Origin of the sequence: Halopelagius longus, from assembly GCF_900100875.1 — an archaeon.
In the GTDB taxonomy this organism is placed as follows: domain Archaea; phylum Halobacteriota; class Halobacteria; order Halobacteriales; family Haloferacaceae; genus Halopelagius; species Halopelagius longus.
Map to the genome: position 1 here is coordinate 253,241 of NZ_FNKQ01000001.1, position 24,558 is coordinate 277,798.

21 protein-coding genes and 1 pseudogene are annotated in these 24,558 nt (G+C 69.0%); 10 read left to right on the forward strand and 12 right to left on the reverse strand.

The annotated features are described in order from the left end of the window. Positions 1 to 41: 41 nt before the first annotated feature. The gene (locus BLS11_RS01280; RefSeq protein ID WP_092531761.1) at positions 42 to 1,301 is read right to left on the reverse strand and encodes an NUDIX domain-containing protein; all 1,260 of its coding nucleotides are present in this window, start codon (positions 1,299 to 1,301) and stop codon (positions 42 to 44) included. A 104-nt stretch (positions 1,302 to 1,405) separates the two neighbouring features. Between BLS11_RS01280 and BLS11_RS01285 the strand changes: the two genes are divergently transcribed. Further along, positions 1,406 to 2,161, forward strand: coding sequence for a coenzyme F420-0:L-glutamate ligase (locus tag BLS11_RS01285; protein ID WP_092531764.1), 756 nt, complete (start codon positions 1,406 to 1,408; stop codon positions 2,159 to 2,161). 4 nt (positions 2,162 to 2,165) lie between these two features. Further along, complete coding sequence (locus BLS11_RS01290; protein ID WP_175454379.1) at positions 2,166 to 3,143, forward strand: 5,10-methylenetetrahydromethanopterin reductase; 978 nt, start codon at positions 2,166 to 2,168, stop codon at positions 3,141 to 3,143. Here the strand turns inward: BLS11_RS01290 and BLS11_RS01295 are convergent. Next, positions 3,106 to 3,348 (reverse strand): DUF8024 family protein, encoded by a 243-nt coding sequence (locus BLS11_RS01295; RefSeq protein ID WP_092531770.1) that lies wholly within the window; start codon positions 3,346 to 3,348, stop codon positions 3,106 to 3,108. The genes BLS11_RS01290 and BLS11_RS01295 overlap by 38 nt on opposite strands. Positions 3,349 to 3,455: 107 nt before the next feature. Here BLS11_RS01295 and BLS11_RS01300 point away from each other — a divergent pair, with 107 nt between their 5' ends. Both BLS11_RS01300 and BLS11_RS01305 read left to right on the forward strand, forming a co-directional pair. Next, complete coding sequence (locus BLS11_RS01300) at positions 3,456 to 3,722, forward strand: DUF7573 domain-containing protein (protein WP_092531773.1); 267 nt, start codon at positions 3,456 to 3,458, stop codon at positions 3,720 to 3,722. A gap of 57 nt (positions 3,723 to 3,779) precedes the next feature. Further along, positions 3,780 to 3,986: a hypothetical protein gene (locus tag BLS11_RS01305; protein WP_092531776.1), complete on the forward strand. Its 207-nt coding sequence runs from the start codon at positions 3,780 to 3,782 to the stop codon at positions 3,984 to 3,986. Between the two features lie 38 nt (positions 3,987 to 4,024). Here BLS11_RS01305 and mutL read toward each other — a convergent pair whose 3' ends face one another. Together mutL and mutS are read right to left on the reverse strand one after the other, a co-directional pair. Beyond that, the gene (gene mutL / locus BLS11_RS01310) at positions 4,025 to 5,710 is read right to left on the reverse strand and encodes a DNA mismatch repair endonuclease MutL (protein ID WP_092531779.1); all 1,686 of its coding nucleotides are present in this window, start codon (positions 5,708 to 5,710) and stop codon (positions 4,025 to 4,027) included. Further along, a complete protein-coding gene (gene mutS, locus BLS11_RS01315) occupies positions 5,703 to 8,591 on the reverse strand; it encodes a DNA mismatch repair protein MutS (protein WP_092531782.1) in 2,889 nt (962 codons plus the stop codon). Before mutS ends, mutL begins: the two co-directional genes overlap by 8 nt. A 286-nt stretch (positions 8,592 to 8,877) precedes the next feature. Here mutS and BLS11_RS01320 point away from each other — a divergent pair, with 286 nt between their 5' ends. The 4 genes from BLS11_RS01320 to yciH all read left to right on the forward strand — a co-directional run bounded on the left by BLS11_RS01320 (position 8,878) and on the right by yciH (position 13,537). Continuing rightward, positions 8,878 to 9,843: an AAA family ATPase gene (locus tag BLS11_RS01320; RefSeq protein WP_092531785.1), complete on the forward strand. Its 966-nt coding sequence runs from the start codon at positions 8,878 to 8,880 to the stop codon at positions 9,841 to 9,843. Between the two features lie 3 nt (positions 9,844 to 9,846). After that, positions 9,847 to 10,869, forward strand: coding sequence for a DUF58 domain-containing protein (locus tag BLS11_RS01325; RefSeq protein WP_092531789.1), 1,023 nt, complete (start codon positions 9,847 to 9,849; stop codon positions 10,867 to 10,869). Beyond that, positions 10,866 to 13,112, forward strand: a complete 2,247-nt coding sequence (locus BLS11_RS01330; RefSeq protein WP_092531792.1) for a transglutaminase TgpA family protein — start codon at positions 10,866 to 10,868, stop codon at positions 13,110 to 13,112. Before BLS11_RS01325 ends, BLS11_RS01330 begins: the two co-directional genes overlap by 4 nt. 131 nt (positions 13,113 to 13,243) lie before the next feature. Continuing rightward, positions 13,244 to 13,537 (forward strand): stress response translation initiation inhibitor YciH, encoded by a 294-nt coding sequence (gene yciH, locus BLS11_RS01335; protein WP_092531796.1) that lies wholly within the window; start codon positions 13,244 to 13,246, stop codon positions 13,535 to 13,537. A gap of 212 nt (positions 13,538 to 13,749) precedes the next feature. On the opposite strand, the gene BLS11_RS01340 is transcribed toward yciH, so the two are convergent. From BLS11_RS01340 to BLS11_RS01375, 8 genes are all read right to left on the reverse strand, one after another. After that, positions 13,750 to 14,127: a rhodanese-like domain-containing protein gene (locus tag BLS11_RS01340; RefSeq protein ID WP_092531799.1), complete on the reverse strand. Its 378-nt coding sequence runs from the start codon at positions 14,125 to 14,127 to the stop codon at positions 13,750 to 13,752. Between the two features lie 71 nt (positions 14,128 to 14,198). Beyond that, positions 14,199 to 14,762, reverse strand: coding sequence for an NUDIX hydrolase (locus tag BLS11_RS01345; RefSeq protein WP_092531802.1), 564 nt, complete (start codon positions 14,760 to 14,762; stop codon positions 14,199 to 14,201). A 51-nt stretch (positions 14,763 to 14,813) separates the two neighbouring features. Then, positions 14,814 to 15,323 (reverse strand): DUF5809 family protein, encoded by a 510-nt coding sequence (locus BLS11_RS01350; protein WP_092531805.1) that lies wholly within the window; start codon positions 15,321 to 15,323, stop codon positions 14,814 to 14,816. A gap of 107 nt (positions 15,324 to 15,430) precedes the next feature. Continuing rightward, entirely contained in the window at positions 15,431 to 15,898 is a 468-nt protein-coding gene (locus BLS11_RS01355) for a DUF5810 domain-containing protein (protein WP_245698650.1), read from the reverse strand. 89 nt (positions 15,899 to 15,987) lie between these two features. After that, positions 15,988 to 16,347 (reverse strand): HalOD1 output domain-containing protein, encoded by a 360-nt coding sequence (locus BLS11_RS01360; protein WP_175454344.1) that lies wholly within the window; start codon positions 16,345 to 16,347, stop codon positions 15,988 to 15,990. A 136-nt stretch (positions 16,348 to 16,483) separates the two neighbouring features. Beyond that, on the reverse strand, positions 16,484 to 19,699 hold the full coding sequence (locus tag BLS11_RS01365) for a bacterio-opsin activator domain-containing protein (RefSeq protein WP_092531808.1): 3,216 nt from the start codon (positions 19,697 to 19,699) through the stop codon (positions 16,484 to 16,486). Between the two features lie 67 nt (positions 19,700 to 19,766). Beyond that, entirely contained in the window at positions 19,767 to 20,306 is a 540-nt protein-coding gene (gene rimI, locus BLS11_RS01370) for a ribosomal protein S18-alanine N-acetyltransferase (RefSeq protein ID WP_092531812.1), read from the reverse strand. A 132-nt stretch (positions 20,307 to 20,438) separates the two neighbouring features. Beyond that, positions 20,439 to 22,418, reverse strand: coding sequence for an aconitate hydratase (locus BLS11_RS01375; RefSeq protein ID WP_092531816.1), 1,980 nt, complete (start codon positions 22,416 to 22,418; stop codon positions 20,439 to 20,441). A 194-nt stretch (positions 22,419 to 22,612) separates the two neighbouring features. Between BLS11_RS01375 and BLS11_RS01380 the strand changes: the two are divergent. Then, positions 22,613 to 23,080, forward strand: a pseudogene (locus tag BLS11_RS01380) (deoxyuridine 5'-triphosphate nucleotidohydrolase); the annotation flags it as partial. A gap of 208 nt (positions 23,081 to 23,288) precedes the next feature. Beyond that, a complete protein-coding gene (gene pan2 / locus BLS11_RS01385; protein ID WP_092531822.1) occupies positions 23,289 to 24,518 on the forward strand; it encodes a proteasome-activating nucleotidase Pan2 in 1,230 nt (409 codons plus the stop codon). Positions 24,519 to 24,558 lie beyond the last annotated feature (40 nt).

Sequence of the window (24,558 nt, forward strand, 5' to 3'; positions counted from 1 at the left end):
CGAGCCGACTCCGAGCCGACCCCGACTCCGCGACGCGGCCGCTACGGCCCCGACTCGTCCCACGCGGCGTTCTCGGCGTGTTCCTCGGCGATTCGGCGCACGTCCTCGGCGTCTTCGAGTCCCGCCTCGGTCACGACGGCGTCCACGAGTCCTGCGGGCGTCGCCTCGAACGTCGGCGCGAACACCGACACCGCCTCCTCGCCGTCGTACACGGCGTCCGTCCGCGTCGTCTCCTCCGCCTCCCACGAGTCGCCCGCCGGGCGCACCTTGTCCCGGGCGGCGACGGCGTAGATGGGGATGTCAGCCTCGCGCGCGGCGAGTGCCAGCGCCGTCGTTCCGGTCTTGTTGACGACGCGCCCGTCCGAGAGGACGGCGTCCGCGCCGACGACGGCGGCGTCCGCGTCGAACTCCGAGAGCGCGGCCGGAATCGCCGCCTCCGTCGTCAGCGCGGCGTCCGCGTCCGTCTCCGCCGCGACCCACTCCGCGACGCCGACGCCCTCGCAGTCCGGGCGCGATTCGGCGACGACGACTGCCTCGGGGTCCGACTCGACGACGGTCGCCCGGACGGTTCCGGACCGAGAGAGGGTCGCGAGCGTCGTCGCCTCGCGCGCGGCGAGTCGTTCCGCGGCCGTCTCGGCGGCGGCGTCGGTGGCGTCGAGCGACTCCCGGAGGAGGGCGATGCACCGCTCTCGGACGGAGTCGGGCGTCCGGTCGGCCGTCGCCATCGCGCGGTTCACCCGATTCGAGACGGCGGCCATGTTCGGCCGGGCGTCGCGGAGTTTCCGGGCCGTCCGGGCGACGGACTCCCAGTCGTCGCTCTCGGCGGCGTCGTCCCGGAGCGTTTCGAGTGCGCGTGCGGCGATCCACGCCGACCCGTGGGTCCGGTCCTCGCGGACGGTCGGGAGGGAGGGCGCGACGCGCCGCCACGTCTCCCACAACTCGGGCACCGTCTCCCGTTCGAAAATCGCCGTCGGGTCGGTCCACTCCGCCTCGGAAATCTCCTCGTTCGTCACCGTCTCCCTCGTCTCCGCCTCGAACAGGAACGGGTGGACGGTGAACTCGCCGTCCGCGCCGGTGACGTCGAGGGGCGCGCCGACGCGGACGAGTTCGACGTCTCCGTCTCCGAGTCGGACCTCCTCGCGGAGTTCTCGCCGCGCGTCGTCCTCGGCGGCGGCCGGGTCGCCCTCGACGTACCCCGAGACGCCCGCCCACCGACCGGGAAACGTTCCGACGCTGTCGCTTCGGCGGACGAGGAGCACCCGGCCGCGGTTCCGAACGAAGCAGGTCACGACGTGGGTCATACCTGCGATTTCGGCCTCCGGGGTGACGGGTCTTGCGCCTCCGAAAACCGGCCGCATTCTCCAACATCTCCTCGCTTTTTATCGGCGCGTCCCCCACCTCCGGTATGGAACTATTCGCCGTCCCCGACGTGCCGGAAGTCGGACCGGGGGACGACGTGGCGGCCATCGTCCGGGAGCGTGCGGACCTCCGCGAGGACGACATCGTCTGCGTCGCCTCCACCGTCGTCTCGAAGGCCGAAGGCCGGCAGGCCGACCTCTCTGCGTTTCCGGCGGGGCCGCGGGCGAGAGAGATTGCCGCGACCCTCGAAGCGGCGACCGGCGAGGAGAAAGACCCCCGGTTCGCCCAGGCGGTCCTCGAAGAGAGCGTCGAACTGCTGACCGAATCCCCGTTTCTCCTGACGGAGACGCGGTTCGGACACGTCGGCGTCAACGCCGGCATCGACCGCTCGAACGTCCCCGGACACGACCTACTCCTGCTTCCGAAACGCCCCTCCGAGAGCGCCGAGCGAATCCGAGACGGCGTCGCGGCCGACCGCGTCGTCGTCACCGACACCTGCGGGCGGCCGTTCCGCCACGGGCAACGCGGCGTCGCCATCGGGTGGGCCGGAATGTGCGCGTCCAGAGACTGGCGCGGCGAGGCCGACCGCGAGGGTCGAGAACTCGGCGTCACCGTCGAGAACGTCGTGGACGAACTCGCGGCGGCGGCGAACCTCCTCGCGGGCGAGGGGGCGGGCGGTACGCCCGTCGTCGTCGTCCGCGACTTCGAGTGGGGCGACCACGGCGGCAGCGACGAACACTTCCGCGACGCGGAGACGGACTTCGTCCGGCAGGCCCTCCGGGGGTGGGAGTATGACGGATGAGGGACTGCTCGGCGTCGAACTGACGCCCGAACACCCCGTCCCCGAGGTGGTCGAACGCGGCGTCCGCGCGGAGGAAGCGGGCTACGACGCCGCCTTCGTCTCCTGTCACTACAACAACCGCGACCCCTTCGCCGTCCTCGCGCATCTGGCGGCCGAAACCGAGAACGTCCGACTCGGGCCGGGCGTCGCCAACCCCTACGAACTCCACCCGGTGACGCTTGCGGCGAAGACGGCCACCGTCGCGGAACTGTCGGCGGGTCGCGCCGTCTTCGGCATCGGCCCGGGCGACCCCTCGACGCTTCGGAACTTGGGCCTCGAAGACGAACGCGGTCTGCGCTCCGTCTTGGAGTCGTTCACGGTCGCGCGGAAACTCTGGGCGGGCGAACGCGTCTCCCACGAGGGGACGTTCGAGGCGACGGACGCCGGACTCAACTTCGAGGTACCCGGCGAGATTCCGGTGTACGTCGGCGGCGAGGGACCGCACATGTGCCGGATGGCCGGCAAGCACGCCGACGGCTTGCTGTTCAACGGCTCTCACCCGGACGACTTGGCGTGGGCGCGCGAACGCGTCGCGGAGGGCGTCTCCGACCGCCCGGACGACCGCGGCGACTTCGAACTGCTCGCGTACGCCAGCGTCAGCGTCTCGGCGGACCGCGAGGCGGCGCGGGAGGCCGCCCGTCCGCCGGTAGCGTTCATCGCGGCGGGGGCGGCCCCGCCGGTCCTCGAGAGACACGGCATCGACCGCTCTCGGGCGGAGGAAATCGGCGAGAAGATAAGCGCGGGCGCGTTCTCGGAGGCGTTCGAACTCGTGACGCCCGTGATGGTCGACGCCTTCGCGATGGCCGGCACCGACGAGGAGGTGGCCGACCGCATGGCGGCCGTCTTAGCCCACGCCGACGGCGTCGTCGTCGGGTCGCCGTTGGGACCGGACCCCGACGAAGCGATTACTCTCGCGGCCGCGGCGTACGACTCGGCGCGCTAGCGCCGAGACCGGTCGCCCAGTTCACCAACCCGCCGACGGCGAGGTAGCCGAAGAAGGCGACGGAGAACGCTATCAGCACCCCGCCGACGAGGAACGAGATGATGGTTAGCGGGTCGCCCGTGCCGATGATTCGCTGTCCGCCGGTGACTAACAGTTCGACGGCGCTCCGGAGCAGCATCACGACGAAATCGAGTACCGTGACCATGCGCGACCGTTCGGGTTCCCCGTATTTGTGTGTTGATGGACGGCACGCCGTCGCGTCCCGCCCGAGATGTCGCCACGGCTAAGGTGCGAGGCGGATTTCGTCCGACCATGACCGAGGACCGTTCGCTGGACGACTTCGTCGGGGGGAGTTCCGACGCGTCGGCGTCGGAGACCGGAGACGACCCCGACGAGGCGTCCGAACCCGGTGAACCGTCGAACTCCGGCGACGCCGACGCAGACGCGCCCGAACCGGCAGTCGCGACGTACCGCTGGGACCCCGACGGCGTCGAGTGCGCCGCCTGCGGAGAGTCGGTCGAACGGGTGTGGACGTCGGGCGACGGAACGTTCGTCTGCGGGTCGTGCAAGGAGTGGTAGGCGGTCCCAAATTCGGTCATCACCTCTATCACGTTACGTCGATTACAGTTCGTCCGTATGCCGGACATCGGTAACCCCGCTGGATTCGACGTCGCGACGGTTCTGACCGGTTCGGGCCTCACCCTCTTGGTGTCGGCTGGAATCATGCGGTACGGCGAACAGTTCCAGTACACCGCCGCGGAGTTGTACGCCCTCGGCGGCGGAGCACTCGTCGCAATCGGCGTCGTCTTCGGAATAATCCTCGTCGTGAGCGGCTACCGCTGATCCTCCGCGCCGGAACGTTCGGATTCTGCCCTCCCCAGTCAGCCCATCCGCGTCCCGCGCCGCCCGAACCCGCGCACGAACGTCTCCTCGTCGATGGCGAGGACCGTCGGACGGCCGTGCGGGCAGGCGTACGGGCGTTCGCAGGCGCCGAGTCGTTCGATAAGCGCCGTCGCCTCCGCCTCGCCGAGTTCGTCGCCCGCCTTCAGCGACGGGTGACACGCGAGGTCCTTCAGCATCTCCGCGCGCCCCTCGTCGGGCGTCTCGCCGTTCGAGAGGGCGTCCAAGGCGTCGCGGACGCTCTCGGGCGAGGCGGCGCGGCCCATCGGCGCGGGGACGGCGGCGACGCGCACCGTCCCGCCGCCGAACGGTTCGACGTCGTACCCCAGTCGCTCCAGTTCCGCCCGCCGCTCTCTCACCGTCGCGGCGAGTGCGGGCGACAGCGAGACGGTCGCCGGCGGGTCCACCGCCGCAGACTGGGGGTCGCCGTCCGTCGCGGCGCGCAGTCGCTCGTAGTTGATTCGCTCGTGGGCGGCGTGTTGGTCCACGACGAGCAGTTCGCCGTCGGACTCACAGAGGAGATAGAGGCCGCGGTACTGCCCGATTACGGTCGCGTCCTCGAACTCCGAGTCCGCCTCCGAGAGCGGTTCCAGCGAGGCTTCGAGGTCCATCGCGAGTTCCCCGCTCCGCCGGAGGTCGGCGGTCGAAAGCGCCTCGGCGACGGCGTCGCGCACCGCCTCGGTCACGTCCTCCTGCGCCCGCAGTCTCACCTCGCGCTTCGCGGGGTGGACGTTGTGGTCCGCCCACGACGGCGGGAGCGAGACGCTGACGACGGCGACGGGCGCACGGCCGTCGGGCAACAGGTCGCCGTAGCCCGCGACGACGGCGCGGCGAAGCGCGTTCGAGGGGAACGCCCGCCCGTTCACCGCCGTGTACACGTGGTCCCGCCGCGAACGCGTCACGGAGGGGTGCGAAAGCAGTCCCTCGACGCGCACGGCTATCTCCTCGCCGCCGTCCGAGACGGTTCGCTCCGCCTCGAACGCCGTGCTCCGACTCGCCACGTCCCGGTCGTAGACGCCGAGGACGGCGTCGGCGTACGACCCGGACCCGGCGGTGGCGAACACCTCGCTCCCGTCGTGGACCACGGTGAACGCCACGTCCGGGCGAGCGAGGGCGTACCGCGAGACGGCGTCGGAGACGCGGGCGAACTCCGCGCGGGAGGACGCGAGCGACCGCTTGCGGGCGGGCATCTCCGCGAACAGGTCGCGGACTTCGACGGTGGTGCCGCGCGCGCGCCCCGCGGCGGTGACCTCCTTCCGTCCGTCTCGGATGCGGACGCGCGTCCCCCGCGGGCCGCCGTCGTTCGTCACGAGTTCCAGCGTTCCCGCGGCGGCGGCGATGCTCGGCAACGCCTCGCCCCGGAAGCCGAGGGTCCGCACCGCTTCGAGTTCGTCGGCGTCGGACAGTTTACTCGTCGTGTGGCGTTCGACGGCGAGGGCGGCGTCCGCTTCGCTCATCCCGCGGCCGTCGTCGCGGACGCGGAGCAGGTCCGTGCCGTCGCCCTCGGTGGTCACCGTCACGCGGGACGCGTCGGCGTCGAGTGCGTTCTCGACGAGTTCGACCACCACGTCCTCGGGGCGAGTGACGACTTCACCGGCGGCGATGTGCGCCACCGTCTCGTCGTCCAATCGTCTGACCGAGCGTTCGCTCGGGTCTGCGTCAGTCATCAAGTTTCCGTTTGAGTTCGTTCAAGGTGTTCAGGGCCTCCAACGGCGTCGTCCCGGCGATGTCGAGTTCGCGTATCTCCTCGGCCACGTCGCGTTCGGCGGGCGTCGCCTCGGAGTCGTCGCCCTCGGGTTCTAACCCGTCCACGTAGGCGGCGAGGGTTCCGTCTGTGGGTCGGTCGTCGTCCGCCGAGGGGTCGCCGTCCGCCGGGGCGGATTCGTTCGGTTCGCCGCCGAACGCGCCGTTCTCGGCCCGGCCGTTCGTCGCTCTCTCTTCGCGTTCGGCGGAGTTGGGGCTTTCGCCGGGCGACCGAGACTCCGGTTCCGCGTCGGATCCGGCGTCCGATTCGACGCCGGTTTCGGCGCTCCGTTCGGCCTCCGCGACGTACTCTCTGGCCCGTTCGACGACGGCGTCGGGGACGCCCGCCATCTTCGCCACCTCGACGCCGTACGACGAGGAGGACGCGCCTTCGGCGACGCGGTGGAGGAACGTCACGTCGGGGCCGCCCGCGTCGCCGCCGTCGCCGCGTTTGCTCACGGTGAAGTGGAGGTTGAACGCGTTCGGCAACTCCTCGGCGAGGGCGGTCAGGTCGTGGTAGTGCGTCGCAAACAGCGTCGTCGCGCCCACCTCGTCGTGGACGAACTCCGTCGTCGCGCGGGCGATGGCCAGGCCGTCCGCCGTCGAGGTGCCGCGGCCCACCTCGTCCAAGAGGACGAGCGAATCCTCGGTGGCGTTGTGGAGGATGTCCGTCAGTTCGGCCATCTCGCGCATGAACGTCGATTGGCCGCCCGCGATGTCGTCGGAGGCGCCGACGCGGGTGAACACCCGGTCGAGAATCGGCAGTTCCGCGGCGTCGGCGGGGACGAAACTCCCCGCCTGCGCGAGGACGGCCGTGAGGGCCACCTGCCGCATGTACGTCGATTTCCCGGACATGTTGGGGCCGGTGATGACGGCGACGCGCCCGTCGGTGAAGTCCGCCTCGTTCGGGACGAACTCGTCTTGGGCGCGTTCGACCACCGGGTGGCGGCCCCCCTCGATTCGCACGTCCGCCGCGCCCATCTCCGGGCGGACGTAGTCGTGGCCGGCGGCGACGGCGCCGAAGGAGGTGAGCACGTCCAAGTCAGCGAGCGAATCCGCCAGCGACTGCACCCTGTCGGCCTCCTCGGCGACGGCGTCGCGAACCTCGCAGAACACCTCGTACTCCAAGGCGTCGGCCTTCTCGGCCGCGCCGAGAATCTCGTCCTCGCGGCGCTTCAGTTCGGGCGTGTAGAACCGCTCGGAGTTCTTCAGCGTCTGCCGCCGGGTGTAGTCGTCGGGCACCCTGTCGAGGTTCGGGTTCGTCACCTCGATGTAGTAGCCGTGGACTTGGTTGTATCCTACGTCCAAGGAGTCGATACCGGTTCGCTCTCGCTCTCGTTCTTCGAGGTTCGCCACCCACTCGCGGCCCTCTCTCTCCGTCGCGCGCAACTCGTCGAGTTCGTCGTCGAACCCCTCGCAGATCACCCCGCCCTCGGTTATCTCCTGCGGCGGGTCCGGCCGGATGGCGTCGCCGACGAGGGTGCGCACGTCTTCGAGTTCGTCCAAGGAGTCTCGAAGCGAGACGAGGGCGTCGCTCTCCACGTCGGACATGGCCGCTTTCAACTCTGGAACCACGTCCAGCGTCGCCTTCAGAGAGCGCAGGTCCCGCGCGTTCGCCCTACCGCGGGAGACGCGCGCGATGAGTCGCTCTACGTCGTACACGTCCGCGAGCAACTCCCGAACCGTCTCCCGCGCCATCGGCCGTTCGACCCACTCCTCGACGGCGTCGTGGCGGCGTTCTATCTCCGACTCATCGAGGAGGGGGCGGCGAAGCCACGAGACGAGTCGCCGCCGGCCCAGCGCGCAGGCCGTCTCGTCCACCGCGTCCGCGAGCGTATCGCCGCTCCGGTGGCTCCGCGACTCGAACAGTTCGAGGCTCCTGAGCGCCGTCGCGTCCAACTGGAGCGTCCGGCGCGGGTCGTACTGCCGAACCCGAGAGACGTAGTCGAGTGCGCCGTCGTCGCCCTGCGTGTACTCGGCGTAGTCCAGTAGCGCGCCGCAGGCGCGCCGTTCCGTCGGGTCCGAGAGCACCGCCTCGGGGTTCGCGAGATACGACGACAGCGTCTCTGTGGCCGACTCGGCGTCGAACGCCGTCGGGTCGTGGTCCGTGACCATCGCCTCGAACTGAAGCGACTCGGTGTCGAGGGCGGCGTTGGGGCCGACGAGCAGTTCGGCGGGTTCGAGTCGCTCCAGTTCCTCCGCGATTCGGAGTCGGTCGGCGCTCGTCACCTGACACTCGCCCGTCGAGACGTCGAGGGCGGCGAACGCGTACGTGTCGTCGCTCCCCTCGTTCGCTCTCGCCACCGCGCCGACGTACGTCGCCGTCGCGGCGTCCAGCAGTTCGTCCTCGACGACGGTGCCGGGGGTGACGACGTTCGTCACCGCGCGGTCCACCAGCCCCGACGCCTCTTCTGCGTCCTCGACTTGGTCCGCGATGGCGACCCGATACCCCGCATCGAGTAGCGATTCGAGGTACGACGCCGCGTTGTCGATGGGGATGCCAGCCATCGGGTACCGGCCGGTGGAGTCTTCGCGTTTCGTCAGCGTCACCTCGCAGACGCGCGCCACCATCTCAGCCGCCTCGCAGAACGCCTCGTAGAAGTCGCCCACCTGAAAGAGAACGACCGCGTCGGGGTGGGCCTCACAGAGGTCGAGATACTGCGACAGCATCGGCGTCAACTCCTCGCGGTTCGCACGCAGCTTCTGCGGCGGTCCCTCGGGTCGGAGGTCCTCGTCCGACGCGCCCGCGTCCGCCGGCGTCTCCCCGTCGTCCGCGCGCGTCTCGGTTCCGTCCGCGTCGTCCATGTGGTATCGAGGGCGACGAAGGGACAAAAGCGAACGGGAACGGCGGCGCGGGCGGGTGCGAACCGGACGCGGACGGGGCGCGGACGGGACGCGACAGCAGTCTCAGCGCGCGAGTGTCGCGCCGTCGAGAGCGTCCGTCCGAGGGTGAACGACCCTCTCTACCCAGCAAAGTTACGTTGGTTCGGACGTAACTCCGTTTCACGTGCGCGCGGACCGCCCCCCTAACAGCGCCGGGAGACGCGACGGCCGGCGTCGTTTCCGGTCCGCACGCAGTCCTCTCTGATACATGACCGACGCAGATGCAGTACCCGAACCGGAGACAGACCTCAAACCGACGTTCGACGTGGAGGAGGCGTCGACTCTCGCCACGCGAATCACAGAGAACGTCGAACGCGTCATCGTCGGCCAGTCGGACGCGATAGAGCACATTTTGATCACCCTCCTCGCCCGCGGCCATCTCCTGTTGGAGGACGTCCCCGGCGTGGGCAAGACGATGCTCGCCCGGTCGGTCGCCACGTCGCTCGACGGGTCGTTCAAGCGGGTCCAGTTCACGCCGGACCTGCTTCCCTCGGACGTGACCGGCGTCAGCGTGTTCAACCAGAAGACGAACGAGTTCGAGTTCCAACCGGGCCCCGTCTTCGCGAACGTCGTCCTCGGCGACGAGATAAACCGGGCGCCGCCGAAGACGCAGTCGTCGCTCCTCGAAGTCATGGAGGAACAACAGGTCACCGTCGACGGCGAGACGCACGCCGTGCCGGAACCGTTCACCGTCATCGCCACCCAGAACGACGTCGAACCCGGCCGGACGTACGAACTCCCGGTCGCGGAGATAGACCGCTTCATGAAGAAGATACGCCTCGGCTACCCCTCCGAGACCGAGGAGACGGAACTGCTCGGCCGCGTCGCGGGCGAACACCCCATCGACTCGCTGGAACCCGTCGCCTCGACGGAGGACGTCCGCCGCGCCCAAGCGACCGTCTCGCAGGTGACCGTCCGCGAACCGGTTCGGTCGTACGTCTCCCGACTCGCCGCCTACACCCGTCAGCACGCCGACTTGGGCGTCAGCCCCCGCGGCGCTATCGCCCTCGTTCGCGCCTCGCAGGCGCGTGCGGTGCTGAACGGCCGCGACTACGTCGTCCCGGACGACGTGCAGACGGAGATTCGCTCCGTCTGGATACACCGCGTTCGGACCGGCGGCGACCGAAGCGCGTCGCTCATCGACGAAGCGTTGGACAGCGTCGCGGTGGAGTAAGCGATGCGCCTGACTCGACGCGGAGTTGCGCTCCTCGTTGTCGTCGCGTCGGGCGTCGTTCTCGCGGCGGTGTTCGGGCCGCGGGCGCTGAACGCCCTCGTCCTCCCGGCCGTCGTCGCCCTCGCGGCGGCGGTCGTTCAGGTGTACCGTGCCGACCCGCCGCGCGTCGAACGCCGGACGCCCGCCGCCGACTTCCCCGACACCGCGGGCACCGTGACGCTCTCTCTGGAGTCCGAGCGGAGTTATCCCGCGACGGTGACGGACGACCTCCCCGCCGCACTCGACGGCGACGCCACGCTCGACGTCGTCGTCGGCGGTGCTCCCGCCTCGTACGAGGTGACGTACCGAAAGCGCGGCGAGCACGAAATCGGACCGCTCTCGCTCGTCTCGCGGGACGTTCTCGGGTTGGCGAAGCGCGAACTCGTCGCCGAGGGCACCGACTCCGTGCTGGTGTACCCGCCCGTCCGTCAACTCACGCGTTCCGCGACGCAGGACCTCTCGTCGCTCAACGACCCCGAACCGTCGAACCGCCGCGACGAGTTCGACCACCTCCGCGAGTACGCCCGCGGCGACTCCCTCAGAGACGTCCACTGGAAGTCGAGCGCGAAGCGAAACGACCTCATCGTCAAGGAGTACGTCCCCGAGTCCGACGCCGAGAGCGTCCTGCTGTCGGCGGGCGGCGTTCGCTCGGCGGGCGACCGGATGGCCGAGGCCGCGGCGACGCTCTCGGTCAGTCTCGTCCGGAACGGGGTGCCGGTGACGCTCTCGACGCCCTCCGGCGTCGTCGAGGCCCCCGCGGGCGACGAACGGAGCCTCCTCGAACACCTCGCCCGCGCCGAGAGCGGCCGCGTCCCCGACGAGTCTGCTGACGTGGTGGTGCGCGCCGACGAGTCGAACACGACCGTCCGAGTGGGTGACGAGGAGACGACGTTCGAGAGCCTCGTCGGCGACGGGGCCGGCGAGGCGACCGGACTCGGAACCGGCGACGCGGGTCGAACCGCCGCCTCCGAGGAGGTGACGGCGTGAGCGCGGAGACGGGCGACCGCCTCGGGTCGCTCTCGCCGGACCGCACCCCCGGGGCGCGCGCCGTCGCACTCGTCGGCGTCCTCGTCCTGACCGGCACGTACCTGAGCGTCCTCTATCACGTGACGGACGTGGTGGGCGGTCGGACCGCCTTCCTCGCCGTCGTCGCCGGGGCGTTCCTGTTCGCGACGCTGTTGGGCCGCTTCCTCGGCGTGCGCGTCGCCGTCGTCGTCACCGCCGCCCTCCTCGCGGGCGGGTTCGGCCTCTACGTGTTCACCCTGCCGCGGAGCCAACTGGAACTGCTCACGCCCGGGCGAATCCTCGCGGACACCGTCGCGCTTCTCACCGGCCTCTCGGTCCTCCGACTGACCGGTGCGAGCGTCTGGGCGATGGCCATCGCCCCCGGCCCGGTGTTCCTCTCGTGGTATCTGGCCCTGCGGCGGCGCTACGTCGCCGCCGTCGCCGTCGGCGGCGTCACCCTCACGCTGTTCGTCCTGACGGGCGACGCCGGACAACTGACGACGCTCGTCGGCGTCGTCGGCGGCACCGTCGCAGTCGCGGCGGCGACGTTCGAACGGTACGGCGCGGGCGTCGCGCAGGTGGACGTCGTGACGATACTCTTGGCCGCGATGATCGTCTCCGCGGGAACCGTCTCGGTGGTCCCCGGCGCGGAGGGCGCGCCCCTCCTCCCGAACCGCGGGTCGCCCACGATGGAGGCGAACCTCGTGGACGCCCAAGACCGCATCGGCGTGGTCGGCAGCATCCGCCTGTCGCCGAAGGTTCGGTTCACCGTCAACAGTTCCGAACAGTCGTACTGGCAGACCGCGGCGTACGACCGGTACACGGGCGACGGGTGGGTCCGAACCGGCAACACCAACCCCTACTCCGGGCGGTTGCGCGGACCGCCCGGAGCGTCCGAGACGATCGAACAGACGGTGACCGCGAAGGACACCATCTCCATCCTCCCGTCGGCGTGGCGACCGGTCGAACTGGAGGGCGACGTGGCGTCCGACGCCGAGGTGACCCAACAAGGGGGTATCAGGCCGACGCGGTCGCTCGATTCCGGCGAACAGTACACCGTCACCAGTCAGAAGCCGCTGTACACCACCGAGGAACTCCGCCGGTCCGGCACCGACTACCCCGACGCGATAGCGGAACAGTACCTCCAACTCCCCGACAGCACCCCGGACCGCGTCCGCCGGAAGGCCGACGAAATCGCCGGCGACGAGAACACGCCGTACGACAAGGCCGTCGCCATCGAGACGTACCTCGAAGAGAACAAGCAGTACTCGCTTTCGGTCAGTCAACCGTCGGGCAACACCGCCGACGCGTTCCTGTTCGAGATGGACGCGGGGTACTGCGTCTACTACGCCACCACGATGGTCGTCCTCCTGCGCTCGGAGGGCGTCCCCGCCCGCTTCGTCACCGGTTACACTCCCGGCGAGGAGACGGACGAGGGCAACTACGTCGTCAGGGGCCTCGACTCCCACGCGTGGGTCGAGGTGTACTTCGAGGACGTGGGCTGGGTTCGCTTCGACCCGACGCCGTCGAGTCCGCGAGAGACGGCCGAGTCCACCCGCCTCACCGAGGCGCGGCAGAACGGCGCGGAGGGCGTCGACACCGAGACGACGCAGACCACCTCGACGCCGACGCCGACGACGGTGCCGGCCACCACCGACTCCGACTCCGACGCCGACTCCGGCGACGGCGGGGCGGACTCCGGGACGCCCACGCCCACCCTCTCGGAGGCCGACGACGACGAGAACGCCACGCCGCCCGGCGCGGCACCGGGCATCGAAACCGCGACGACGGAACCGGGCGGTAGTTCGTCGGTGCCGAGTCTGCCGCCGGGGCGGACGCTCGCACTCGGACTCGTCGCCCTCGCCGGACTCGTCGCGGGCGCGCGGCGGACGGGCGTCACCGAACGGGCGTACCGCTTCGTCTGGCTCCGGTACCAGGGCGCGCGCGACGACCCCTCGGCGGACGCCGTCCGCGCGTACCGGCGACTCGAGTACCTGCTCGAACGGCGGTACCGGGCGCGTCGGACCGGAGAGACGCCGCGGGACTACGTCTCCGCGGTCGGACGGGTCGGTCTGGACGGCGACGTCCGCCGGGTGAGCGAGACGTACGAACGCGCCCGGTACGGCGACGGCGTCACCCGCGGGGAGGCCGACGAAGCGATAGCCGCCGTAGACCGCCTCGTGAAGGAGTCTACGCCGATTCTCGGTCGCTTCCGGCGGAACTGAGGCGGTCGGCCGACGCGTCCGCACCCGCCGCTTTCCTCGCCGAGGCGAAAATCGAACGACCGAGCGGGGGTGAAACGCGAGGTGAGTTCCCGATACTGTTTAATATCCCGGTCTTGTACGTTCAACTCGTAATGTCGGAAGTATGCTCGACGTGCGGGCTGCCTGAGGAACTCTGCGTCTGCGAAGACGTGGCCAAGGAGTCTCAGGAGATAGCCATCCGCATCGACGAGCGTCGCTACGGAAAAGAGGTAACGGTCATCGAAGGGTTCGATCCCAAAGACGTAGACATGGATAGCCTGTCTTCGGACCTGAAGTCGAAGTTCGCCTGCGGCGGCACGGTCGAAGACGGTTCCATCGAACTCCAAGGTAACCACACCGGCCGCGTGGAGGACTTCCTCCGCGAGAAGGGCTTCAACGTCGCGTGACCGTCCTCTAATCCCAGTCCGGCGTCGAGTCGTTTTCGGAGCGTCTCCCCTCTCGTGAGCGGTCGTACCGCTCGTCCGGTCGCGAGGGGGCGTTCTGACTTTTCCGCGTCGAACCGCCTGCAGAGAGACATCTCCGGCCGACCCGGCGAGTCAGGCGTCCGGACCGCGCACGTCGGGGCGAGTCGGACGGGCGAGCGGAGACGAGACGGGCGTCAGAACGGGGCTTCCGGTCCCTCGTCGGCGTTTTCGTCCGATTCGGAGTCGGCCGCTTCGCTCCCGTTTTCGAGGGGGCCGTCCCACTCCGTGAGTCCGCCGGCCATGCTCTCGACGCGCGCGTCGGCCGTCCCCTCGTACGATTTGATGAGGCGGGCGGCTTGCACGCTCGCTTGGCCGTGCGGGCAGACGGTGACGATGCGGTCGGCGTCGTCTATCTCGGCGACGCGCGTCGGCAACTCCCCGAAGGGGATGTTGCGACTCCCCGGGATGTGCCCGCGGGAGAACTCGCCGGGCGAGCGGATGTCGACGACCCGCGGCGGGTCCTCGTCGTCGAGGAGCGTCTCGACTTCTTTCGGGTCGATTTCGCCGTCCATATCGGCGAGAAGCGCGTCGTTCGGTAAAAGTCCTCCTCTCGCAGTGCTCGCTCGTTCCGCCCCGCGTCGGACTACAGCAGTCCGTCCTCGCGGGCGAGGAGGAGGCCCTCGACCGTCGCGTCGTTCGTCGGGTTCTCCCGCGCGACGGAAAGCGCGTCCTCGACGGGGACGGACCGGACCGAGAGGAACTCGTTTTCGTCCAACTCCGGTTCGACCGGGGTGAGACCCTCCGCGAAGACGTACGCGCGTCGGTGCCGCAGGAGGCCGGTCGAACACCACAGGTCCTGCAGGACCGACGTTCCGGCGGGGTCGAAGCCCGTCTCCTCGCGGAGTTCGCGCGCCGCCGCCGTCGTGTAGGACTCGCCCTCCTCGACGATGCCCGCGGGCAGTTCCAACTGCGTCTCCCGCACCGTCGGGCGGTACTGCTCGACGAGCAGCACCTCCCCGTCCTCTACTGCGACGACGACGACTGCCGTCGCCAGTTCGGCCCAGTAGTAGCGCTTCGTGCTCCCGTCGGGTTGCTCTACGAGGTCGTACCCGCCGGTGAACCACGGCGTCTCGTACTCCGTCTCCGACGCCACGACGGGCCACTCGGGCTCCGAAAGCGACTCGTGTCTCCGTCCGTCCTCGGCCATGGTGGCCGTCACTCGGCGCGCGTCCTTAGTTCCACTCGCGACCGGTCGGCGTCACGCCCCGTTCGGCGCGTCCGCCCCGTCGGACGCTCTCGGTTCGTCGCCGTCCCGTCTGTCGTCGCCGTCCTCACCTTCCGCGTCGTCCCCCTCGAACCGCGGCCGGTAGAGGCGGGCGAACGCCCGCCTGCGGAGCGTTCCGACGGCGGCCTCGCGTTCGTTCTGGAACGTGGCGGCGACGACTTCGCCGGCGAACGGCGCGGCGTGCCAGACGACGCGTTCGACCGACGGACTGCCGAGTTCCGTCACCTCGTACTCCGGGTGCTCCTCGCACCACGCGTCGAACTCCTCGCGGGTGCCGACGGTGACGGCGAGACGCTCCGCGAACAGCACGTTCCGGGCCGTCTCCACCACGTCGCCGGTCACCCGGTCGCGGTACTCCTCGCGGTCGAACTCCATCGCCTTCGCCACCTCGCGGACGACCGACTGCGCGGTCGGTCCGGCCGATTCGAACGCCGCCTCGGCGGCCGACTCGCTCTCCGGTTCGAGGCTCCCTTCGGTCTCCATGCGTCTTCGTCTCCCGCGCGGTCACTAACCGCTTTCCGTCGCCGCCGCGGGCGATGCGCCGAGAGAAGAGTCCGTCCGCGTCGGCCGCCTCGCGTCCGCGCCGCCGGTCACTCGTCGTCCGTTCGGCCGCCGTCTTCGTCCGCGGCGCGTTCTTCGCGCATCCGCTCTGTCATCTCTCTTGCCTCCTGCAGGACGGCGCGCGCCTCGTCGTCGAGCGTTTCGCCGCCCATCCCGGCGGCGGCCGACGCGTTGAATCCGGGGTTCTCGGCTCCGCCCTCGAAGGGCGACCCGTGGTCGTGTCCCGTGCGGCCGTGTCCGCCGTGGTCGTGGACGGTGTCCTCGAACACCTCTTCGTACTCCGTCTCCTCGGCGTACTCTGCGACGACCGGCCCCAGTTCGTCCGCGTTCGTCGAACTCCACTCGGGGACGTGGTCGTCCAACCACGTCTCGTGTTCGTCGCCGTGGAGCATCGCAGTGAAGGCGACGTGGTTCGCGAGGTGCTCTGCGTCTCGTTGCGGCGTGTCGCAGACCGGGCAGGCGTACCCCATGGTCGTGCGTTGGCGACCGTCGTACAAGGGTCGTGCGGTCGAACCGGACCGGAGAAACGAGTCGCCGAACGGCGACCGGCGGGCCGCGAGCGGAGTTCGGGGTGGCTCGGCGGCGCTCAGTAGGGGTGCTCTTCGACGGTCACGCGACCGTCTTCGCGCACGCTGACCTCGTATCCGACGTATTTGAACCGAACGAAGGCGAGTTCGCTCTCGTCGGTGTTCGGTCGGACGGACGGCTCCCGGTTGAGCGACGCGAAAAGCCGTTCGAGCGCGTCGGTGTCGATGACGGATCCGACCGGTGGAAGCGAGAGCGCGTCCGTCTGGTCGCCGGTCCACGCTTCGGCCGCCGCCCGGGCGACGGTGACCGCGACGCCGCAGGCGCCGTCCCAGTCGTGCCGTAACACGACCGTCTTTCCGTCGCTACCGTCTCGTTCGTACGGTTCGGCTCGTTCCCCGATGACTCGTTTTTCGTCCATAGTGTGTTCCGATGATGTTCCGGCTCCGACCGCGGCCGATACATTCAGTTGTGCTCGGTCGGGCTTAGTCGTCGCCTCTATCATAGTAGCACGTCCGCGTCAGACGACTCTATTCGAATAGTATGTCGCCCGTCCGTTACTCCATGGCCGTCCGGACCAACTTCCGTTCGGCGGCCCGGAGGTGGTACTGGAACGTCGGCGAGGAGATGTCGAACACGTCCGCGAGCGTCGTCGCGGTGGTGAGACGCGGCCACTCGTAGAAGCCGCCGTGGTGCGCCGCGGTTATCGCCTCCTTCTGACGCTCCGTCCACTCGTCTTCGAGGCGCGCGCGGAACGCGCCTTCGGTCTCTATCGGGTTCGTCACGGTGCGCTTCGAGACGAGCGTCGTCTCCGGGTGGATGGCCGAGAACGCGTCCACCACGGAGCGGACGTTGACGCTCTCGGGGAGGGTGACGACGACCCGGCAGGCCGCCTCCGTCGCCGTCATCTCGCGCAGTCGTCCGCCGCCGGCGTACAACACCTCGAAGGACGCCCGGTCGGGCAGTTGCATCTCGTAGAGGTGGTCGTCGTCGTCGCCGTCGGTGAGTTCCGTGAGCGACGTTCCGGCCGGGAGCGCCGCTTCGACCGCCTCGCGGTCGGCCGCCGTCCGGACGAACGTCCGGTAACCACCGTCGGACGTCGGAATCACGCCCGTGACGCGAACCGATTCGCCCGTCCGACGGGCGAGGGCGAGCAGCGACTGCCGTTCGTCGGTCACCGCGAGTTCGACTTCCGTCCGTCGGTCGGCCAGCATCGCCTGCGACCGGCCGAGTCGGTCGATGACGCTCCCGAGCGTCGCGCCGAGTTCGGCCAGCATCTCGCCGTCCTCCTCGTCGAAGGCGTCCGCGTCCGTCCCGTGGACGACGAGCAGGCGACCCTCCCCCGCGGGGACGACGGCCAAAGACTGGAAGCCGTACGAGAGGGCGTCGCGCCTGTGGGCCTCCCACCCCGGCGCGTCCACCACGTTCTTCACCACCGCGGGGACGAGACTCTCTGCGGTGTTCGCGACGAGTTCGGGGAACGGGTCGGTCGAGAGAACCTCGACGAGGCGGTGTGCGTACCCGTCCTCGACGCCGCTCGTCGTCGTCGGCGTCGGCGACCCCGTCGCGGCGTCCACCTCGCAGAACCACGCGAAGCGGTAGGGTCGCGCGTCGGCCAGTCGCTCGCAGGCGCGGGCGGCCGCCTCCTCGCCGGTCGCCGCCCGAACGACCGCTCCGGTCACCTCGCGGATGGTCCGGTTGATGCGGTTCAGCTTCGTCAGGCGCTCGTTCTGCGACTCCAGCCTGCGGTCCCTGTCGCCGAGGGCGGCCTCCGCCTCGACGACCGACAGTATCTCGCTCATCGTCGAGGCCAACAGTCGGAACACCTCGGTGCCCGACTCGTCGGCGACGGTGTCGCGGTCCATCTCGACGGAGAGGACGCCGTACTGCCCCACCGCCTCCGCGACGAGGTTCCGCCCGCGTCCGGTTCCGCTGTCGACGATGACCGTCTTCTCCTCGGCGAACGCGCGCCAACACGGGTTCCCGCCGGGGACGACGAGTTCGTCCGGGTCGGCGTCTGAGGCGGGGTGGGGACGGAGCGTTCGCTCTCCGGGGTCGTACTCGAAGAAGTCCACGGAGAGCGGTTCGAAGAGGTCCTCGCAGGCTTCGAGCGTCAGTTCGACCGCCGCGTCGTAGTCCGTCACGCGCGTCAGCGACCGCGTGTGCTCCTGCAGGGTGGTGAGCAACCGCTCGCGCCGGCGGCGCGCCGACACGTCGCGGGAGATGCCGACCGTGCCGACGAACCGCCGTTCGCCGTCGTTGTCCGTCTCGAACAGCGCGGAGAACCGCGTCTCTATCCAGACGGAACTCCCGTCCGGTCGGTCCAACGGGAACTCGACGGTGGCGGCCTCCCCGGTGTCGACGGACTGCCGGCGCAGTTCGTCGATCCGTTCGGCCGTCTCCTCGTCGATGACGTCCGTGGCGGCCGTCCCCAACAGTTCCTCCCTGCTTCGGCCGAACAGGTCTGCGAACCCTCGATTCACCTCGACGAAGCGGAGTTCGTCGTCGAGGGCGTACACGCCGTCGTCGGCCGTCTCGACCATCCACTCGTAGCGGAGCAGTTCGAGTTCGCGCTCTCTCCGTTCGGTCACGTCCGTCAGGTAGACGGAGACGCCGTTTCGAGACGGGTACACCCGGTGTTCGTACCACGCGCCCGTCGGGGCGTGCACGGCCTCGAACGTCGCCGGTTCGCGCTTGTAGCGGGCGCGTTCGTACTGCGCGCGCACGTAATCGTCCTCAAACAGCGTCCAGACGCTCCGGCCGACCACGTCCTCGGGCGTCGCGCCGAGGAGGCGGGCCGCGTTCGGGTTCGCTGAGGTTATCCGCCACTGCTCGTCGAGGCCGTAGACGCCCTCCTCGATGCGTTCGAACACCTCTTCGAGCGTCGAGCGGAGCGTCTGTCGCTCGATGGCCGCGCCGACGAGCGTCGCGACGTTCTCGATGAAGCGCCCGTCCGTCTCGTCGAACATCCCCGGCGTCGCCGAGTGAGCCGTGATGACGCCCCACGGGCCGTCGCGCCCCTCGATGGCGACGCTCAGTCCGCTCTGGATGTTCGCGGAGTCCTCCAAGGCGCTCGAATCGAAGCGCTCGTCGAGGAACACCCGTTCGGAGACGAGTGCGCCGTCGGCCCACAGCGTCCGTTCGGCGTGCGTGCCCGGACCGAGGGAGACGCCGCCGACGTAACTTTGGGGCCACCCCTCGACGGCGACGAGTTCCACGTCGCCGACGGACGGCCGGAACCGACCGACGGCGATGTACGCCACGTCCAACGCCGCCCGGAGTCGTTCGACCGTCTCCTCGATCAGTCGCTCGTACGTCGGCCCCGAGAGGGCGAACGCGCCGAGGTCCGAGACGACGTACTGCTGGGCGATGCGGCGCGTCCGCTCTCGGTCGCTTCGGTGGGCGTCGACGGCCGCCCGGACGCGGTGCGCCAACCACTCCGCCTCCGCGTCGGTTCCGCGCGCCGCGAGATAGTCCGTCGCTCCGGCGGCGAACGCCTCGTGCCCGCCCTCGGCCTCGTCGGGGTCCACGACGAGGATGACGGGCAGCCCCGGAGCCCGTTCCCGCACGTCCGAGACCAGCGTCGCCCGCGCCTCCGGCGGCACGGCTCCGACGACGCAGTCGACTCGCTCTTCGTCTCCGTCGCCGACGCGCGACGCCGCCTCCGCCGCCGAAGCCCGCCAGAGCGTCGGGTCTCCGAGGACGGCGTCGAACGCCGCGCCGAACAGCGCCGGCGGGTCGCCGACGACGAGTACGGTGTTCCTGTCGGTCACTAGATGCTCGTCGGCGACGGGCGGGTATCACCTTGTCGCCCGGCGGAGTCGCGGCTACTCGCGCCGTTCAGGCCTGCCACGCGTCGAGGTCGAGCACCATCACGAACGCGTCCTCGCCGTCGGCGTAGTAGCCGGGGACGCGGCGCGCCCGTTCGAACCCCACGTCGCGGTACAGCGAGATGGCGGGTTCGTTGCCGACGCGAACCTCCAGTTTCACCAGCGTCGCGCCGTCGATGGTCAACGCGACGAGGGCGCGTTCGAGGAGGTAGCGGCCGAGTCCCGCCCCGCGGGCGTCGGGGCGGACGGCGATGTCCTTGACGTGTCCGATGCCGCGCCCGTGGTTCGGCATCACGTCGGCGACGACGTACCCGACCACCGCCGGCCCGCGGACGGCGACGAGGAATCCGGGTTCCTCGAGGAACGTCTCGAACGCCGAGTAGGGCCACGGCTGGGAGAACGAACTCTTCTCGATGCGGTAGACGTCGAGGAGGTCCGACCGCGTCGCCCTCCGAACGACCGTGTTCTCCGGCGCGGCGGCGTCCGCGCCCGACCCGTCGGCCCGCGCGTTCCGGTCGGTTCCGTCCGGGTTCCGTGACCTCTCGTTCACTACCGGCACGTACGCGGGAGGGGCGCAAAAACGCGACGACTCCGGGGACGGTGGCGGGGAAGTCGAACCGACGGACCGGTCGCTACCGGGAGAGCGTCGAAAGAATGGGACGTTGTGGTGCGGAGCCGTCGTTCAGTCGTCCGCGGGCGTCGCGCCGCCGGAGGAGTCTTCCTCGTTCTGCTGCTTCGTCAGCGACAGCTTGCCGCCGGCGGTGAGGATGCGACGTTCGCGCTCGGAGGCGTCGAGCGTCGCCGTCGCCTCCCAGTCGTCGTTCACGCGGATCGTGAACTCTTCCTGACCGGATTCGACGGCTTCGGCGACGTCGTCGACGATCGCGATGTCGTCGCCCTGCTCTATCTTCTCGTACGTCTCCTCGTCGATGGCGAGGGGGACGATGCCGAAGTTGAACAGGTTCGCCTTGTGGATGCGCGCGAACGACTGCGCGAGGACGCCCTCGATGCCGAGGTACATCGGACACATCGCGGCGTGTTCGCGGGAGGAGCCCTGCCCGTAGTTCTCGCCGGCGACGAGGAAGCCGCCGTCGGCCTCCTTCGCTCGCTGGGCGAACGTGTCGTCGACGCGCGAGAGCGTGAACTCCGAGAGGCGCTCGATGTTCGAGCGGAACTTGAGGATGTCGGACGTGGCCGGGATGATGTGGTCCGTCGTGATGTTGTCCTCCATCTTCAGGAGCGCCTCACCCTCGATGTTCGCTTGGAGGGGGTCCTTCAGCGGCACTTCGCCGATGTTGGGGCCCTTGATGAGTTCGTCGTCGATGGCCTCGTCGGGTGCGATGAGGTCGGCCTTCGAGGCGTCGTACTGGTCGGGGAGTTCGACGCCGGGCGCTTCGAGGTCGCCGAGTTCGTCCGCGAGGTCGCGGGGATCGACGATTTCGCCCTTCAGCGCCGCCGCGGCGGCGACCTGCGGCGAGGCGAGGAAGACCGAGTCGTCCTCGATGCCGGAGCGACCCTCGAAGTTGCGGTTGAACGTCCGGACGGAGACGGAGTTCGAAGCCGGGACGTGGCCGATACCGATACACGGTCCGCAGGTCGCCTCGGAGACGTTGACGCCGGCCGCCATCATCTCGGCGGTCCAGCCTTCGCGGGCGAGCAGTTCTCCGGCCTGCTTCGAACCGGGCGCGACGATGAGGTCCGTGCTCTTTGCGACTTCGCGGCCCTTGACCATCTTCGCGGCCGGGAGAACGTCCTCGTAGCCGCCGTTGGTACAGGAACCGACGATGACCTGGTCTACGTCCGTGCCCGCGACTTCGTCGACGGGAACGACGTTGTCGGGCATCGACGGCTTCGCGATGAGCGGTTCGATCTCCGAGAGGTCGATGACGACTTCGTCGGCGTACTCGGCGTCGTCGTCGGCCTTCAGTTCGACGTACTCGTCTTCGCGGCCCTGTCGGGCGAGATAGTCTTTCGTCTTCTCGTCGGTCTCGAAGATAGAGGACGTCGCGCCGAGTTCCGTCCCCATGTTGGTGATGGTGGTACGCTCGGGCACCGAGAGCGACTTCGCGCCGGGGCCGGTGTACTCGAACACCTTGCCGACGCCGCCCTTCACGGAGAGGCGTCGGAGCATCTCGAGGATGACGTCCTTCGCGGAAGCCCAGTCCTGGAGTTCGCCTTCGAGGCGGACGTTGACGACTTCCGGCATCTCGACGTAGTACGCGCCGCCGCCCATGGCGACTGCGATGTCGAGGCCGCCGGCACCGATGGCGAGTTCGCCGAGGCCGCCGGGTGTCGGCGTGTGAGAGTCAGAGCCGAGCAGCGTCTTCCCGGGCGCGGCGAAGTTCTCCTTGTGGACGTTGTGGCAGATGCCGTTGCCCGGTCGGGAGAAGTGCGCACCGTACGTGCCCGCCGCCGAACGGAGGAAGCGGTGGTCGTCGGTGTTCTTGAAGTCGAACTGGTACGTCTGGTGGTCGCAGTACTGCGCGGCCAGTTCGGTCTGCTGTTCGTCGAGGCCGAGCGCCTCGAACTGGAGCCAGACCATCGTCCCCGTCGTGTCCTGCGTGAGGACCTGGTCGATTTCGATTCCGATTTCCTCGCCGGGCTCGAGCTCGCCTTCGACGAGATGATCGTCGAGTATTTTTTCCGTAAGCGTCTGTCCCATAACGTGTCGGAGTCGGCCGTCTACGATTATAAATCCCGCGTGTTTGAGGATAGAGGTATGTTCCTTATACGCATAAAATGAATATCTGTGACAATCATGAACAACGCCTCCGTCGTTCGATTTTTCGTGTATGTTCGGTGATATGACTGTCGGCGGAACAACGATAGCCCTTTTTCGGTCGCCGCGACTCTCCCGCTATGTTTCGCTCCGGACGATTCGTCGCGGACCGCATCGACCCGATAGACGACTCGCAGGTGCAACCGAACGGCGTGGACCTGACCGTCGCCGCCGTCCTCGAACAGGTCGGACCGGGGAGAATCGGCAGGGAGGGGAAGGAAATCGGCGAACGACGGGAACTCGACGCCGAGGGCGGCGTCTACCGCCTCTCTCCCGGCGGGTACGTCCTCCAGTACGCCGAGACCATCCGCATCCCCGAGGAACACGTCGGCTTTCTCTACCCCCGGTCTTCGCTGATGCGCAACTCCTGCATGCTCGACACCGCCGTCTGGGACGCCGGGTACGAAGGGAAGGGCGAGGGCCTCTTGGAGGTCCACCACGAGATAGAACTCGAACGCGGCGCGCGCGTCGCGCAGTTAGTTCTCGCCGAGGCCGACCACGAGGAGACGTACGACGGATCGTATCAGGGCGAACGCGTCGATTGAATCGACGAGACACTAAGTACTTCACCGGGCACGCGCGAGGGACGCCGCCGACCCGGACGGCGATTCTTGACGTACGTCGGACACGTCCCCGTTCGACGGGTTGCGAATGTCCCGTTTTCCGGCGCGTTCTCCGTCGAAATAGGCCGCCACAAACGACTTGGGGTACCCAAAGGCACATTTACGCGCGTCTCTAAGAGTCGTGCAACTGATGTCCAGAAGCCCCTCTCTCCCTGAACGCCCTCGTCTGGACCTCGACCCGGAGATGTCCGAGGCCGAACGCCTGTCGGCCATCCGGCAGCACTTCGAGCGTCTCGTCGCGGTGAACGACGAACTCGACGACCGCCTCTCGGAGGCGCTCGACCGGCGCGAGGAGTTGAAGGACGAGGTCGAACAGTTGAAGGACCGCAACGAAGCGCTGAAAACCTCGTCGCTGTACGTCGCGACGGTCGAAGAGGTGACCGACGACGGCGTCGTCATCAAACAGCACGGTAACAACCAGGAGGTGTTGACCGACGCCTCGCCGCACCTCGACGCCGAAGTCGAGTCCGGCGACCGAGTCGCCATCAACGACTCCTTCGCCATCCAGACGCTCTTGGACGACGAGACGGACTCCCGCGCGCAGGCGATGGAAGTCGACGGGTCGCCCGAGGTCCGGTACGAGGACATCGGCGGCATCGACGAACAGGTCCGGGAGGTCCGCGAAGCGGTCGAGGACCCCCTCAAGAACCCCGAGATGTTCGAGGAAGTCGGCGTCGACCCGCCGTCCGGCGTTCTCCTCTACGGCCCGCCGGGCACCGGGAAGACGATGCTCGCGAAGGCCGTCGCCAACGAGACGGACGCGACGTTCATCAAGATGGCCGGGTCGGAACTCGTCCGGAAGTTCATCGGCGAAGGCTCCCGCCTCGTCCGCGACCTGTTCGAACTCGCCGCGGACCGCGAACCCGCCGTCATCTTCATCGACGAGATAGACGCCGTCGCCTCCAAGCGGACTGACTCGAAGACGTCCGGCGACGCGGAGGTCCAGCGGACGATGATGCAACTGCTCTCGGAGATGGACGGCTTCGACGACCGCGGCGAGATTCGCATCATGGCCGCGACGAACCGCTTCGACATGCTCGACGAGGCAATCCTCCGTCCCGGCCGGTTCGACCGCCTCATCGAGGTGCCCAAGCCCGCCGCCGAGGGCCGCGAGAAGATTCTGGAGATCCACACCCGCGACATGAACGTCGCAGACGACGTGGACTTCGCGGACTTCGCGGAGAAACTGGAGGACTACTCCGGCGCGGACATCGCCTCTCTGGCCACCGAGGCCGGGATGTTCGCCATCCGCGACGAACGGACGGAGGTCACCCGCGCGGACTTCGAGGCCGCCTACGAGAAACTCGAATCCACCGACGAGACGACGACGCTTCCGGGCCACACCGACTACCAGTACTGACTCCCGCGGCCGACGCCGCGCTTCCGTAACTCCTTATTTC